At 63.0% G+C, this 14,323-nt stretch carries 17 protein-coding genes; 14 read left to right on the forward strand and 3 right to left on the reverse strand.

Going from position 1 to position 14,323, the window contains the following annotated elements; genetic code table 11:
- The first annotated feature begins 84 nt into the window (after positions 1 to 84).
- The 11 genes from folK to PXK07_RS07975 all read left to right on the forward strand — a co-directional run bounded on the left by folK (position 85) and on the right by PXK07_RS07975 (position 8,600).
- Positions 85 to 657, forward strand: coding sequence for a 2-amino-4-hydroxy-6-hydroxymethyldihydropteridine diphosphokinase (folK, locus tag PXK07_RS07925; protein ID WP_274847674.1), 573 nt, complete (start codon positions 85 to 87; stop codon positions 655 to 657).
- Between the two features lie 90 nt (positions 658 to 747).
- A complete protein-coding gene (rpoZ, locus tag PXK07_RS07930; protein WP_274847675.1) occupies positions 748 to 1,101 on the forward strand; it encodes a DNA-directed RNA polymerase subunit omega in 354 nt (117 codons plus the stop codon).
- Between the two features lie 38 nt (positions 1,102 to 1,139).
- Positions 1,140 to 3,284 (forward strand): RelA/SpoT family protein, encoded by a 2,145-nt coding sequence (locus tag PXK07_RS07935; protein WP_274847676.1) that lies wholly within the window; start codon positions 1,140 to 1,142, stop codon positions 3,282 to 3,284.
- A gap of 33 nt (positions 3,285 to 3,317) precedes the next feature.
- Positions 3,318 to 4,040 (forward strand): DUF2062 domain-containing protein, encoded by a 723-nt coding sequence (locus tag PXK07_RS07940; protein WP_274847677.1) that lies wholly within the window; start codon positions 3,318 to 3,320, stop codon positions 4,038 to 4,040.
- Positions 4,041 to 4,136: 96 nt separating this feature from the next.
- On the forward strand, positions 4,137 to 4,907 hold the full coding sequence (locus tag PXK07_RS07945; protein ID WP_274847678.1) for a pyridoxine 5'-phosphate synthase: 771 nt from the start codon (positions 4,137 to 4,139) through the stop codon (positions 4,905 to 4,907).
- Positions 4,904 to 5,341: an ABZJ_00895 family protein gene (locus tag PXK07_RS07950; protein ID WP_274847679.1), complete on the forward strand. Its 438-nt coding sequence runs from the start codon at positions 4,904 to 4,906 to the stop codon at positions 5,339 to 5,341. The genes PXK07_RS07945 and PXK07_RS07950 overlap by 4 nt, the downstream gene beginning before the upstream one ends.
- A 16-nt stretch (positions 5,342 to 5,357) precedes the next feature.
- Positions 5,358 to 5,789 carry a holo-ACP synthase gene (gene acpS, locus PXK07_RS07955; protein WP_274847680.1) on the forward strand — a complete coding sequence of 144 codons (432 nt, stop codon included), beginning with the start codon at positions 5,358 to 5,360 and terminating at the stop codon, positions 5,787 to 5,789.
- A 60-nt stretch (positions 5,790 to 5,849) separates the two neighbouring features.
- Positions 5,850 to 6,686, forward strand: a complete 837-nt coding sequence (lepB, locus tag PXK07_RS07960) for a signal peptidase I (RefSeq protein ID WP_274847681.1) — start codon at positions 5,850 to 5,852, stop codon at positions 6,684 to 6,686.
- The gene (gene rnc, locus PXK07_RS07965) at positions 6,683 to 7,369 is read left to right on the forward strand and encodes a ribonuclease III (RefSeq protein WP_274847682.1); all 687 of its coding nucleotides are present in this window, start codon (positions 6,683 to 6,685) and stop codon (positions 7,367 to 7,369) included. Before lepB ends, rnc begins: the two co-directional genes overlap by 4 nt.
- A complete protein-coding gene (gene era / locus PXK07_RS07970; protein ID WP_274847683.1) occupies positions 7,366 to 8,274 on the forward strand; it encodes a GTPase Era in 909 nt (302 codons plus the stop codon). Before rnc ends, era begins: the two co-directional genes overlap by 4 nt.
- The gene (locus PXK07_RS07975; RefSeq protein ID WP_274847684.1) at positions 8,271 to 8,600 is read left to right on the forward strand and encodes a DUF1491 family protein; all 330 of its coding nucleotides are present in this window, start codon (positions 8,271 to 8,273) and stop codon (positions 8,598 to 8,600) included. The genes era and PXK07_RS07975 overlap by 4 nt, the downstream gene beginning before the upstream one ends.
- 17 nt (positions 8,601 to 8,617) lie before the next feature.
- On the opposite strand, the gene PXK07_RS07980 is transcribed toward PXK07_RS07975, so the two are convergent.
- Positions 8,618 to 9,034, reverse strand: a complete 417-nt coding sequence (locus PXK07_RS07980; RefSeq protein ID WP_274847685.1) for a hypothetical protein — start codon at positions 9,032 to 9,034, stop codon at positions 8,618 to 8,620.
- 112 nt (positions 9,035 to 9,146) lie between these two features.
- On the opposite strand from PXK07_RS07980, the gene recO reads away from it, so the two are divergent.
- Complete coding sequence (gene recO, locus PXK07_RS07985; RefSeq protein WP_274847686.1) at positions 9,147 to 9,872, forward strand: DNA repair protein RecO; 726 nt, start codon at positions 9,147 to 9,149, stop codon at positions 9,870 to 9,872.
- Positions 9,873 to 9,907: 35 nt separating this feature from the next.
- Here recO and PXK07_RS07990 read toward each other — a convergent pair whose 3' ends face one another.
- Together PXK07_RS07990 and PXK07_RS07995 are read right to left on the reverse strand one after the other, a co-directional pair.
- Complete coding sequence (locus PXK07_RS07990; protein ID WP_274847687.1) at positions 9,908 to 10,606, reverse strand: SGNH/GDSL hydrolase family protein; 699 nt, start codon at positions 10,604 to 10,606, stop codon at positions 9,908 to 9,910.
- A gap of 137 nt (positions 10,607 to 10,743) precedes the next feature.
- On the reverse strand, positions 10,744 to 12,429 hold the full coding sequence (locus PXK07_RS07995; protein ID WP_274847688.1) for an acyl-CoA dehydrogenase family protein: 1,686 nt from the start codon (positions 12,427 to 12,429) through the stop codon (positions 10,744 to 10,746).
- A gap of 147 nt (positions 12,430 to 12,576) precedes the next feature.
- Between PXK07_RS07995 and PXK07_RS08000 the strand changes: the two genes are divergently transcribed.
- Complete coding sequence (locus tag PXK07_RS08000) at positions 12,577 to 13,341, forward strand: sulfite exporter TauE/SafE family protein (RefSeq protein ID WP_446728359.1); 765 nt, start codon at positions 12,577 to 12,579, stop codon at positions 13,339 to 13,341.
- Positions 13,342 to 13,402: 61 nt separating this feature from the next.
- A complete protein-coding gene (locus tag PXK07_RS08005) occupies positions 13,403 to 14,302 on the forward strand; it encodes a cation diffusion facilitator family transporter (protein ID WP_274847690.1) in 900 nt (299 codons plus the stop codon).
- Positions 14,303 to 14,323 lie beyond the last annotated feature (21 nt).

The raw sequence follows: 14,323 nt of genomic DNA on the forward strand, positions 1-14,323 counted from the left end.
CAAATATGCGGCGAAACGGGTGGACTTAATGTAAGTTATTTGCCATCCGCTGCAAGCAAAAGGATTATGGGAAACGATGCCAAAATGACCGTTATCCGGTCAAATGCGTTAATCGCACTGGGGGGGAATCTCACCCGGCACGACCTGCTGCCACAGGATATCCTTGCTGCGGCCGTTGCCGACCTTGCCGTCGAGGCGGGCGATTTGACCGCGGTGTCCCGGTTCTTTCGCACCCCGTGCTTTCCTGCCGGGGCGGGTCCAGACTATGTGAACGCGGTGGTTGAACTGGAGACAGATCTGTCCGCTTCGGCGCTCTTGGAGCGGTTGCACGGGATCGAGGCACGCCATGCGCGCAAGCGGGTGCAGCGATGGGGCATGCGCACGCTTGATCTGGATCTGTTGTCTTTCGATGACCGTGTGCTGCCCGATGCCAGGAGCTACGGCCACTGGCGCGACCTGCCGCTTGAGCGCCAGATGCAGGAGGCCCCGGATCAGCTGATTCTACCGCATCCGCGCCTTCAGGATCGGGCCTTTGTCCTGGTGCCCCTGTGCGACATTGCGCCGGGCTGGTGCCATCCGGTTCTGAAGAAAACCGCAGCGGAGATGCGCGACGCGCTGCCAAAATCGGAAATTGACAGTGTAATCGCGCTTTATTGAGCCGATGCGCTCTTTTCTGCGCTTGTCAACAAAAACATATCGGCTTAGAAGTCTCCCTTCCGGACCCACTTATATTTTGGAGAGTCGCCCATGGCCCGCGTGACGGTTGAAGACTGCGTAGACAAGGTTCCCAACCGGTTTGAGCTGGTGATGCTGGCTGCCCATCGCGCCCGCGAGATTTCCGCCGGTTCGCCGATCACCGTGGAACGCGACAATGACAAGAACCCGGTGGTCTCCCTGCGTGAAATCGCCGAGGAAACTCAAAGCGCCGATGAACTGCGCGAGCGGCTGATCGAAAGCAACCAGACCCAGATCGAAGTCGACGAACCCGAAGAGGATTCGATGGCGCTTCTGATGGGGGCCGAAAACGACAAACCCACCGAGGACGACATGTCCGAGGAAAAACTGCTGCGCGCGCTGATGGAGGCCCAGGGCCAGGGCTAACCCGCGCAGATATCGCTACCTGAGGCTGCGGATCGGATATGACATCTCCCGAAATCTCCGCCGGAGATCTGATTGCTCTGGTCCGCAACTACAACCCGAAGACAAATGCCAAGCGCATTGCCGAGGCCTATGAGTTCGGCATGGAAATGCACGAGGGCCAGTTTCGTCATTCGGGTGAGCCCTATTTCACCCATCCCGTGGCGGTCGCCGCCATCCTGACCGAACAGCGCCTGGATGATGCCACCATCATCACGGCGCTTCTGCACGACACCATCGAAGACACCAAGGCCTCCTACGAGGAAGTCGCGCGCCGCTTTGGCAACGAGGTGGCGATGCTGGTCGATGGGGTGACCAAGCTCACCAATCTGCAGCTTTCGAGCCGGGAAACCAAGCAGGCGGAAAACTTCCGCAAGCTGTTCATGGCCATGTCCAAGGATCTGCGGGTGATCCTGGTGAAACTGGCCGACCGCCTGCACAACATGCGCACGATCAAGGCGATGCGCCCCGAAAAACAGGCCCAGAAGGCGCGCGAGACCATGGATATCTATGCGCCGCTGGCGGGCCGCATGGGCATGCAGTGGATGCGCGAAGAGCTGGAGGATCTGGCCTTTCGGGTGCTGAACCCCGAAGGCCGCCAGTCGATCATCCGCCGTTTTGTCACCCTGCAGCGGGAAACCGGCGATGTGATCCACCGGATCACCGGCGACATGCGCTCCGAGCTGGAAAAGGCGGGCATCGAGGCCGAGGTCTTTGGCCGCGCCAAGAAACCCTATTCGATCTGGCGCAAGATGCAGGCCAAGGATCAGGGGTTCTCGCGTCTTTCGGATATCTACGGCTTTCGCGTGATCACCCAGTCCGAGGATGACAGCTACCGCGCGCTGGGCGTCATTCACCAGCGCTGGCGGGCGGTGCCGGGCCGGTTCAAGGACTATATCAGCCAGCCGAAATCGAACGGGTACCGCTCGATCCACACCACCGTTTCGGGGCGTGACGGCAAGCGGGTCGAGGTGCAGATCCGCACCCGCCAGATGCATGACGTGGCCGAAACCGGCGTTGCGGCGCATTGGTCGTACCGGGATGGTGTGCGTTCGGAAAACCCCTTTGCGGTGGATCCGGCGAAATGGATTTCCTCGCTCACCGAACAGTTCGACGCCGAGGAGGATCACGATGAATTCCTCGAGGCGGTCAAGCTGGAGATGTATTCCGACCAGGTCTTCTGCTTCACCCCCAAGGGCGATGTGATCAAGCTGCCCAAGGGGGCGACCCCGATCGATTTCGCCTATGCGATCCATACGCGCATCGGTCACGCCTGCGTCGGCGCCAAGGTGGACGGCATCCGCGTGCCGCTGTGGTCGCGGCTGCGCAACGGTCAGTCGGTCGAGGTGATCACCGCCGAAGGGCAGACGCCGCAGGTCAGCTGGCTGGAGATCGCCACCACCGGTAAGGCCCGCACCGCCATTCGCCGCGCCCTGCGCGAGGCGGATCGGGCCCGGTTCGTGAAGCTGGGGCATGAATTGGCGCGCTCGGCCTTCGAACATGTGAACCGCAAGGCCACCGACAAGGCGCTGGAAACCGCCGCCCGCGCCCTGCGGGTCAGTAGCGTCGATGAACTTCTGGCGCGTCTCGGCGCGGCCGAGATCGTTGCCCATGATGTGGTGCAGGCGGTCTACCCCGATCTGACCGCCCACGAGAGCGATGAGATATCCATGCGCCGGGCGGTGATCGGCCTGGAGCCGGGGCAGAGTTTCGAGCGCGCGCCCTGCTGTCAGCCGCTGCCGGGCGAGCGGATCATCGGGATCACCTACCGGGGCCAGGGCGTTGTCGTGCATGCCGCCGATTGCGACCGCTTGGGCGAATATGAGGACCAGCCGGAACGCTGGGTCGATGTGCATTGGCACAGTGGCACCCACCCGGCGGTCTACAGCACGACGCTGGAAATGATCATCGGCAATGACGCGGGGGTCCTGGGGCGAATTTGCACATTGATCGGCGAGAAGAAGGCCAATATCTCGGACCTGGAATTCGTCGACAGGAAACCAGACTTTTACCGACTTATGATCAACGTGGAACTGAGGGACGTGGAGCAGCTCCACTCCCTCATGTTGACACTCGAGGCGGAAAGTGATGTCGCCGAAGTGGTGCGGTTCAGGGATAAGCCGGTGAACCGCGCGATTCCGGGATAGTGGTTCGGCTGGAGCTGGGAAGGACGCAGACCGTTGGTATTCAGGCGCCGGGACAGACGTCCGCCCCTTCGTGCGGTTGCGGATTTTTTCTGGCCCCGTGGCGGCTGGACCCGGGCTTTTCACTACGTCAAACACCGCGTCCGCAGGCTGCCCGATTCGCCTGAACGGATCGCGCGCGGGGTCTGGGCCGGGGTCTTCACCACCTTCACGCCGTTTTACGGCATGCATTTCGTCGTCGCCGCGCTCATTGCCCGGCTGATGAATGGCAATATCCTGGCCGCTCTCAGCTCTACCTTCTTTGGCAATCCGCTGACCTATGTGCCTATCGGTGTGGCTTCGTTGCAGACCGGACATTGGCTGTTGGGCACGGAATTCGACGAAGATGTCGACAAATCCCTGGTCGGCAAGTTCCTCGCGGCGGGCCATGACCTGAAAAGCAACCTCTTTGCCCATTTCACCGGCGACCCGGTGGATTGGCATGGGTTGAGCCTGTTCTATAACGAGGTCTTCTATCCCTATATGGTTGGCGGCCTCATTCCCGGTGTCATCACCGCCACGGTCTGTTACGTGATCAGCCTGCCTCTGATCCGTGCTTATCAGCAGCGCCGCCGGAGCAAGATCAAGGCCAAGTTCGAAGAGATCAAACGCCGGGCGGCTCTGGAAGGGGTCAAACCGCAAGAGGCGCCGGTGAAGAAGGGGCTGAAGACCAGCCTCAAATCCTCGCTTGGGGCGCGGGTCAAGCGCCGGGCCGACTGACCGCCCTTTGTTTCGCGGGCGGGTGAAAACGGGGTTGCCCCTGTCGATTGCCCGTCTAGTCTCTGGCGCAGGACAACCCTATCAGGATCAGGGATCATGGCAGAGACAAAGGCAGACAACCGGCTGCGGCTGGGTGTGAACATCGACCACGTGGCGACCGTGCGCAATGCCCGTGGCGGCGACAACCCGGACCCGGTGCGCGCCGCGCTGCTGGCGCAGAACGCAGGCGCCGACGGGATCACCGCGCATCTGCGTGAAGACCGCCGCCATATCATCGACAGTGATATCGACGGCATGATGAAGGTGCTGCGCGCGCCCCTGAATTTCGAGATGGCCGCAACCGAAGAAATGCAGGGCATCGCCCTGCGCCATAAGCCTCATGCGGTCTGCCTGGTGCCCGAACGGCGCGAGGAACGCACCACCGAGGGCGGGTTGGATGTGGCCGGAAACGACAATGCCCTGGCCAAGTATATTACGCCCCTGGGGGATGCGGGCTGCCGTGTTTCCATGTTCATCGCCGCCGACAGGGCGCAGGTCGAGGCGAGCCACCGCATTGGCGCTCCGGTGATCGAACTCCACGCAGGCGCCTATGCCGATGCCTGGGCCGAAGGGCGCTGGGATGCGCGCGATGCGGAACTGGCCAAGATCACCGAGATGGCCGCCTATGCCCATGAGCTGGGCCTGGAGGTCCATGTCGGCCACGGTCTGACCTATGACAGCGTCGGTCCCATTGCAGCCCTGCCGCAGGTGAAGGAGCTGAACATCGGCCACTTCCTGATGGGAGAGGCGATGTTTATCGGCCTGCCTGCCGCCATCGCCGAAATGCGCCGCCTGATGGATGCCGCCCGCAGCGGAGCGGAGACATGAACCTCAAGCGTTTCAGCATCGTTTATGTGGTCACGGCTCTTGCCCTGATCGCCATCGTCTCTGTCGTGCAGGCCGTTCTCGGTTTTCGTATCGCCAATGGCGGGATGAGCATCATCCCTGCCATCGTTGCCGGTATGATCGAAGGGCAGCGCTATGCCCGGGCCCACCGCGCGCTGCCTGAAGGCGCAGACATGTGGCGCTTTGCCAAGGCTGCGGCGCTGGTGATCCTTGGCCTGTCGCTGGTCTTTGCCGTGGTGTTCAGCCTCATCATGCCAGACCTGCGTCAGATGATGAGCGATCCGGTCGGGGCCAGCGTTCTGTTCGCGGGATCCCTGCTGCAGGCGGCTCTTGGCCTGGTGCTGGTGCGGTTCTTCGTCGGTATGGGCGCGAAATCCCAACTGACCGCGATCCGCAAGCAGGAGGAGCGGGAGTGATCCCGGCCACAGGCCCATGATCCTTGGCATCGGCACCGATCTTGCCAACATAGAGCGGATCCAGCGCACGCTGGACCGGTTCGGGGATCGGTTTCGCAACCGGGTCTTCACCGAGGTGGAGCAACGCAAATCCGAACGTCGGCGCGACGTGGCGGGCACCTATGCCAAACGCTGGGCCGCCAAGGAAGCCTGCTCCAAGGCGCTGGGCACCGGGTTGCGCATGGGGATCGCCTGGAAGGACATGTCGGTCAGCAACCTGCGCACCGGCCAGCCGGTGATGCATGTGACCGGCTGGGCAGCGGACCGGCTGGCACAGATGACCCCGCCCGGCCATGAGGCGGTGATCCATGTGACTTTGACCGATGATCACCCTTGGGCGCAGGCCATGGTACTGATCGAAGCGCGGCCCATTGCTGATCCAGGGCGCGAATCCGGTGCGGAAGCTTGACTTACCCCCTGTCGGCCCGCATGTAGCCCCGGACTCAATGCCATTACACCGGAGAGCCCGATGACGGCCAAACACCATGCCGGACATTCGATCCTTGAGACGATCAAGACCATTGTCTACGCGCTGCTGATTGCGGGCGTCTTTCGCACGCTGTTCTTCCAGCCCTTCTGGATTCCCTCCGGCTCGATGAAGGAGACGCTGCTGATCGGTGATTTCCTCTTCGTGAACAAGATGGCCTATGGCTATTCCTATGCCTCCTGTCCCAGCGTGCGCCTTGGAGTTGTCGGCCTTGATGTGGATGCCAGCGACATCTGCGGTTTCCTGGATGGCGAAAACACCCGCATCCTGGGCAGTGAGCCCGAGCGCGGCGATGTGGTCGTCTTCCGCCACCCGGTGACCGGCACCGATTTCATCAAGCGTCTTGTCGGCTTGCCCGGCGACCGGATCCAGGTCAAGAACGGCGTGTTGCACATCAACGGCAGCGCCGTGGCCCTGCAGGATGCGGGCGAGTTCGAAGAGGTGATGGAGCGTCAGGGTCCGATGGGATCCTACCCGCGCTGTGAAAACGCGCCGGTGGGGCAGGGGGCCACTTGCAAGAAATCCCGCCAGATCGAAACCCTGCCGGGCGGCACCCAGCATGCGGTCCTCAATATCGCCAATCAGGGGATGGATCACACCGGGGTCTACCTTGTGCCGGACGGGCATTACTTCTTCATGGGCGACAACCGCGACAATTCCAGCGACAGCCGCCTGCCGCAATCCGCCGGTGGCGTGGGCTTCGTGCCCTATGAGAACCTCATCGGTCGTGCGGATCGCATCATGTTCTCTTCCGCCGGGCGTTCCATGCTGTTCTTCTGGACCTGGCGCGGCGATCGTTTCTTCAAGGGCATCGAGTGAAGCTGTCCAAGGATATGCGCGCACTTGAGGCGCGGATCGGCCATCAGTTCACCCGGCCCGATCTTCTGCTGCGCGCGCTGACCCATGCCTCGGTGTCTTCGCCGACGCGGCAGGACAACCAGCGACTTGAGTTTCTCGGCGACCGGGTGCTGGGTCTTGTGATGGCCACGGCGCTGTTGGAGCATGACAAGGCTGCAAGCGAAGGCCAGCTGGCGCCGCGTTTCAACGCATTGGTGCGCAAGGAGGCCTGCGCCGATGTGGCGCGTGAGATTGATCTGGGCGCGGTGCTGAAACTGGGTCGGTCGGAAATGATGTCCGGCGGGCGGCGCAAGCAGGCGCTTTTGGGGGACGCGATGGAGGCGGTGATTGCCGCCGTCTACAAGGACGCAGGCTTTGAGGCCGCGCAGGCGATGATCCTGCGGCTGTGGGGCGATCGGATCGGCGCCGTCGAAGAGGATGCCCGCGATCCGAAGACAGCGCTGCAGGAATATGTGCAGGCCCGACGCCAGAACCCGCCATCCTATGTGCAGATCGCCCGCGAAGGGCCCGATCACCAGCCGATCTTCACCATCGCGGTACGGCTGGAAGATGGCACGGAGGAACAGGCCTCTGCCGGGTCGAAACGCCAGGCCGAACAGGCCGCCGCCAAGGCCCTTTTGACACGATTGGAGCAAGACACATGACCACCCGCGCCGGATTCATTGCCCTGATCGGAGAACCGAACGCAGGCAAATCCACCCTGTTGAACCGCATGGTCGGGGCCAAGGTCTCGATTGTCACGCACAAGGTGCAGACCACCCGCGCCCGCATTCGCGGCGTGGCGATGGAGGGCGACAGCCAGCTTGTGTTTGTTGACACGCCGGGCCTGTTCAAGCCGCGCCGCCGCCTGGACCGTGCCATGGTCGCCGCCGCCTGGGGCGGGGCTGCAGATGCGGATGTGGTCGTGCTGCTGGTCGAGGCTCATCGCGGCGTCACCGAGGGTGTCGAGCGGATCCTGGAAGGTCTGGAAGAGATCGGACAGGGCCGCACCGTGGCGCTGGCGATCAACAAGATCGACAAGGTTCAGGCCGAGGATCTGCTGGCGCTCACCAAGAAGCTGAACGACGCCTACGCCTTTGCCGAGACCTTCCTGATCTCTGCCGAGCGTGGCCACGGGGTCGATGATCTGCGCCACTGGCTGGCCAATGAGCTGCCCGAAGGTCCCTGGCTTTACCCCGAAGACCAGATTGCCGATCTGCCGATGCGCATGATTGCGGCGGAAATGACCCGCGAAAAGCTGACTCTGCGCCTGCATCAGGAATTGCCCTACCAGCTGACCGTTGAGACGGTGAACTGGGAAGAGCGCAAGGACGGCTCCGCCAAGATCGACCAGATCATCTATGTGGTGCGTGACGGTCACAAGGGCATCGTGCTGGGCAAACGCGGCGAGACGATCAAGGCCGTCAGCCAGGCCGCCCGCGCCGAGCTGGAAGAGTTCCTGGACCGCAAGGTGCACCTGTTCCTGCAGGTGAAGGTGCGGCCCAACTGGCTGGAAGAGGCCGAGCGCTACTCGGAAATGGGTCTCGACTTCAAAGACGGAAACGCATGAGCCGCCTGACCGCGCGTTTCTGGGTCGATGCCTATTTGGCCCGGCTCCGGTTCCAGGAGATTCCCGCCTTCGTGACCGCCCATGGCGATGACACTGCGGGCGCGGTTCTGGTCAAGCTGAACACGCTGGATGGCCAGGCCGAGGCCTTTCATCGCTCCTACGATCTGATGAGCGGCGATCGCAAATGGGTCTCGCTGGCCGCCGGGGCAGAGAGGGATGTGGATGCCGCCATCACCAAGCAGCGCGGCTTTGATCCCGACCTCTGGGTGATCGAGGTCGAGGACCGGCAGGGGCGGCACCTGCTGGATGAACCGGGGTTGGACTGACTGCGCGTTCTTCCGGCTCAGGCGGACTGATCCGGGCGCAGGCAGGCCGGTTCGAAAAAGAACGAGACGATCTTCTCATCCCGCAAGACAACGGTGACAGCGCTGGTGCAGTTGCTGTCCGTCGTTGCCTGGCCGTTGAGCGTCGTGGCGTCGGAGCCGATGTGAACGCGGGTGAAGCTGCTGCTCGTATAGACCTGAAGATTGCGGAACCGCTGCTCCAGGGCGGCGGGAGAGATGTCTTTCTGGGTGTCGGAATGCAGGCGTGTGTAGGCGGCCTCGTAATTCTGCTGGCTCAGGATTTCAATGAACTCCTTGGCAAGGGCGCGTTCCTGTCTGCTGAAGAAGGACACCGCGCCGACGAACAGGAGAATGAGCAGGAATATCGTGCCGCAGATCTTGATGATCCACCCAAAGGCTTTCTTGATCAGGTTCATTTCAATTCATCCGTGTTGATGGTGGCATCCTTCCACAAGCCATCGTGAAATGGTAGCGGTTGTGGGCGAAGGACAGGCTGAATTTATCGGGTGGACGAGGGAAGAGGAGCAGATGGACTGGCGCGATCACGGCATATTGTTGAGCCTGCGCCGCCACGGCGAAAGCGCCGCCATCATCGATGTCTTTACCGAAAGCCATGGCCGCCACGCCGGTGTAGTGCGCGGCGGGGCCGGACGGCGGATGGCGCCGATCCTGCAACCGGGGGCGCAGCTGGATCTGACCTGGCGGGCGCGGCTGGAGGAGCATCTGGGCAGCTATCAGGCCGAGCCTTTGCGCAGCCGCGCGGCGGCGGCCCTGTCGGGGCGGCTGGCGCTGGCAGGCCTCAACGCGGTGACGGCGCTTCTGTCCTTTTGCCTGCCCGAACGTGAAGCCTATCCTGCGCTTTATGCCCGGACCGAGCAGCTTCTGGATCTGCTGGAGCAGGAGCAACTCTGGCCTTTGGCCTATCTCCATTGGGAGGTGGCTTTTCTGGAGGAGATGGGCTTCGGTCTGGACCTTGCCGCCTGTGCCGTCACCGGTTCCCAGGAGGGGTTGATCTATGTCTCGCCCAAGACCGGGCGCGCGGTGTCCAAGGACGGCGCGGGGGATTGGGCAGATCGCCTGTTGTCATTGCCGCCGGTGCTGCTGGGACAGGGCGAAGCCGAAAACGGAGAGATCGCCCTTGCCCTGCGCACCACCGGGCATTTTCTGGAGCATCACCTGGCGCCCTCACTCGGCAACCGCCCCCTGCCAGAGGCGCGGGGGAGGCTTCTGGACCTGATCAGCCGTCTGTCGTGACGGCGCAGGTGCTGTGCGCTGGTGAGGGTGGCTCTTCAGCCGTCCTCGTTTTTGATGAGCGTCGCGATCTTGTCGCCGATGGCCGCGCTGCCCCTGATCGACGGGTGAATGCGGTCCACCGCGTGAAAGCTGAGATCCCCATGCGGCACCAACCCGTCAAGCGAGAGGAAGAACAGACCTTCGGTGTCCTCTGCCAGCAGGGCGATGCGGCGGTCCAGCTCTTGTCCGTCTGTCTTGCAATGATCGATGGGGGAGCCGCGCCCGGGGCTGCGCAGGTATCCGGTGTAGATCACGCGGGCGCCGGTTTCCCGTAGCTTTCTCATGAGATCGGGAATTGCGCCGCTCTGTGCATCCTCGGCGGCCAGACGATCCAGTTTGCGGGCGCAGGCGATGCAGCCGCAGCCAAGCCACAGATCGTTGCCGCCGCCATTCACCACGATCCAGTCCCAGTCACCGGCACGGAACTGTTTGCGGATGTTCAGCCCCGCAGCGCCGGTCAGCGGCAGCGGGTAGATCATCCGGGCCCCGATGACCGAGCGGTCCACGACCGGCTCTTTCAGGGCGTCTTCGATTGCATCGGATACCGCCTGCCCGGTGCCGCCATTCCAGGCCAGCATGGAATCCCCCATCACCAGAATGCGGGCCTCGGGCTTGCGCGCGGGTGCCTCACCGCAGCCGATGAGGGAAAACAGCGCAAAGAGGGCGATCAGGAACGGGCGCAAGAGGGTGGTCATCCTGAAAACCTATCGCCGGGCCGGCTGCAGGGGAACGGGAAACTGCACGCCTGCGGTCGGTCACAAAAAGAAGCCCGGCACAAAGGCCGGGCCAAGTCGGGGATGTCCCCGGGGAGTGATCGTTGAGAAGGGGGCCTTTAGGCCAACAGGCGACGCGCGATCACCTGGGCCTGGATTTCGGCGGCCCCTTCGAAAATGTTCAGGATCCGGGCATCGCACAGCACGCGGGAGATCTTGTACTCCAGCGCAAAGCCGTTGCCGCCGTGGATCTGCAGGCCGTTGTCGGCCGCCGCCCAGGCCACGCGGGCGCCGAGCAGTTTTGCCATGCCAGCCTCAAGGTCGCAGCGATGGCCGTGGTCCTTTTCCCAGGCCGAGAAATAGGTCAGCTGGCGGGCCACCATGATCTCGACAGCCATCATCGCCAGTTTCGACGACACGCGCGGGAAGTTGATCAGGGACTTGCCGAACTGCTTGCGGTCCTGGGCGTATTGCATCGCGATATCCAGCGCCGATTGCGCCACGCCAATGGCGCGGGCGGCGGTCTGGATGCGGGCGCTTTCAAAGGTCTCCATCAGCTGCTTGAAGCCCTTGCCCTCTTCGCCGCCCAGAAGGTTCTCGCCCTTGACCTTGAACCCGTCAAAGCCCAGCTCGTATTCCTTCATGCCGCGATAGCCCAGAACCTCGATCTCGCCGCCGGTCATGCCTTCGGTGGGGAAGGGGGTCTCGTCGGTGCCGGGGATCTTTTCCGCCAGGAACATGGACAGGCCGCGGTGATCGGTGGTGTTCGGATCGGTCCGCGCCAGCAGGGTCATCACATGAGTGCGCGCCGCATGGGTGATCCAGGTCTTGTTGCCGGTGATTTCATAGTCGCCCTCGGCATTCTTCACCGCGCGGGTGCGCAGGGAACCCAGATCGGAACCGGTGTTCGGCTCGGTGAAGACGGCGGTGGGCAGGATCTCGGCGCTGGCGATCTTGGGCAGCCAGTTGGCCTTCTGCTCGTCGGTGCCGCCTGCGATGATCAGCTCGGCCGCGATTTCGGAGCGGGTGCCAAGGCTGCCAACACCGATATAGCCACGCGACAGTTCTTCGGAGACCACGCACATCGATGCCTTGGAGAGGCCAAAGCCGCCAAATTCCTCGGGAATGGTCAGGCCGAAGACGCCCATCTCGGCCAGCTCGTTGATGATCTCGATCGGGATCAGCTCGTCCTTGAGGTGCCATTCGTGGGCGAAGGGTTCGACCTTTTCCAGCGCATAGCGGCGGAACTGGTCGCGGATCATCTCCAGCTCTTCATCGAGGCCCGAGGCGCCGAACATGACCGACCCGGCCTGTTCCTGCATCAGCTCGACCAGGCGGGTGCGGGCGGCGTTGGAGTTGCCGTCGCGGCTCAGCGCCTGCACCTCGGCGGTGTTCAGCGCCGCTTCGGCCTCTGCGCCCAGACCAAGATCCTGCAGGCGGATGATCTCGCCCTGGTTCATCTGGATGCCGCCACGGATCTGCGCCAGGTATTCGCCAAAGGCGATCTGGTGGATCAGCTGCTCCATCTCGTTGAACTTGCCTTCGCCGTCCATGCGGGTGGCCCAGTTCTGCATCTGGCGCAGGCTGTAGACATAGGTGGCCAGCCAGGACAGCCCGTGGGCCGCCGTCTGATGCTGTTCCACCAGCGCGCCGGAGACGCGGCCATCCGCCGTCACCAGATCGCGCACCGCGGTCTTGGCAGCCTCCAGAAGCTGGTCCAGAGGGGCAATCGTCGCTGCGGTCAATGTCAGCAGGTCGGGGAGTACAGTGGGCTTCATTTGCAAGTCCTGTCCGTCATGGGCCATGAATCACATCCTTCTTCGGTCGCTTGGTGGTAATCATTTCGCAGTTGCAGCGCAATAAAAATACGCCGCGATGCGGCATTTGGACCAAAAGTTTCGCGTTTATTTTGCCCGTGCAGCGGTTTGAAGCTGAGGCTATGAAGGGCCATGATGGATTTCTTTGCTGCATTTACACCTGAAGAACTGGTGGCCGCCTTTGGCGTTGCCCTTGTGGCGGGCACGGTCAAGGGGCTGGTCGGTTTTGCCATGCCGATGATTCTGGTCTCCGGGCTCAGCATGTTCATGTCGCCCGAGATCGCCCTTGCCGGCCTCATCCTGCCAACGCTTGTGACCAATGGCATGCAGGCGCTGCGCCAGGGGGTGGCGGCGGCGGTGCAATCGATGAAGCGGTTTCGGCTGTTCCTGCTGGTCGGTCTGGTCTTCCTCTTGGCCAGCGCCCAGATGGTGCGGGTGCTGCCGCAACAGGTGATGCTGCTGATCATCGGCGTGCCTGTGTCGCTGTTCGCGCTGACGCAGCTGATGGGCAAGCAGCTGACCCTGTCCAGACCCACCCGCCGTTCCGAGGCGCTGGTGGGTGGTTTTGCCGGGCTGATCGGCGGCATGTCGGGCATCTGGGGGCCGCCGACGGTGGCCTATCTCACCGCGCTTGGCACCGAAAAGAGCGAGCAGATCCGGGTGCAGGGGGTGATCTACGGCATGGGGGCGGTGGCGCTCTTGTTCGGGCATATCGCATCCGGCGTGATGCGGGCGGAAACGGCGCCCTTCTCGGTGGCGCTGATCCTGCCAGCCGTCTTGGGCATGTGGGTCGGAGGACGTCTGCATGACCGTATCGATCAGGTGGCCTTCAGGCGGGTGACCCTGGTGGTGCTGCTGGTTGCGGGGTTGAATTTGCTGCGCCGTGCCTTGATGCTGTAGGCACAGCCCGCAAAGCCGGGCAGGTTTGGGCCGGACTAGTCATGCGGGGCAGAAGAGCGACATGGGCAATCGCCTGACGGCACATCAGCTGGCTCTGGGGTCCATCCTGGTTTCCCTGATCGTTCTGGGGATGAAGGTCATTGCCTGGTGGCTGACCGGCTCCATTGCGCTGTTCTCCGATGCATTGGAATCGCTGGTGAACGTGGGCGGTGCGGTGCTGGCTTGGTTCGCGGTGCGCTATGCCAGCCGTCCGCCGGATGCGGATCACCCCTTCGGGCACCACAAGGCCGAGTATTTCTCGGCGGTGACCGAAGGCATCATGATCATCATCGCGGCTTTCCTGATCCTGGAGCAATCCATCTATGCGCTGATGCGCCCGGTGTCGCCAGCCGAATGGGGCATGGCGGGGCTTTGGATCAATGCGGGCGCCATGGTGGCCAATCTCCTGTGGGCGCGGGTCCTGATCGGGCGGGGCGGCGTGTTGAAATCTCCGGCCCTGGTTGCGGGTGGACGCCATCTGATGAGTGATGTCTGGACCTCTGCCGGGGTGCTGGTCGGCCTTGGCCTGGCGCTGTGGAGCGGCTGGAGCTGGCTGGATCCGGCACTGGCCCTGCTGGTGGCGCTCAATATCCTGCGCGAGGGCTACGCCGTGGTGGTGGCATCGGTGAACGGGTTGATGGATTCCGCTGCCCCGGCGGCAGAGCGCGAGGAGATCGAGGAGATCATCCACCGCTCGGCCGAAGGGGCGCTGCAGGTGCATGGGTTGAAGACCCGCCGCGCAGGCACGGCGCTGTTCGTGGAGTTCCACATGGTGGTTGCGGGCATGATGACGGTGCGCGCGGCGCATGACATCTGCGACCGGGTCGAGGATGCGATCCGCGCCGAGCTGCCCGAGGCGAAGGTGAATATCCATGTGGAGCCAGAGCACAAGCTGGAAAAGACCGGCATCTCCCCGCGCTGAGGCGATTGCAATTCCCGACGA

Source organism: Phaeobacter sp. QD34_24 (assembly GCF_028890115.1).
GTDB lineage: Bacteria > Pseudomonadota > Alphaproteobacteria > Rhodobacterales > Rhodobacteraceae > Phycobacter.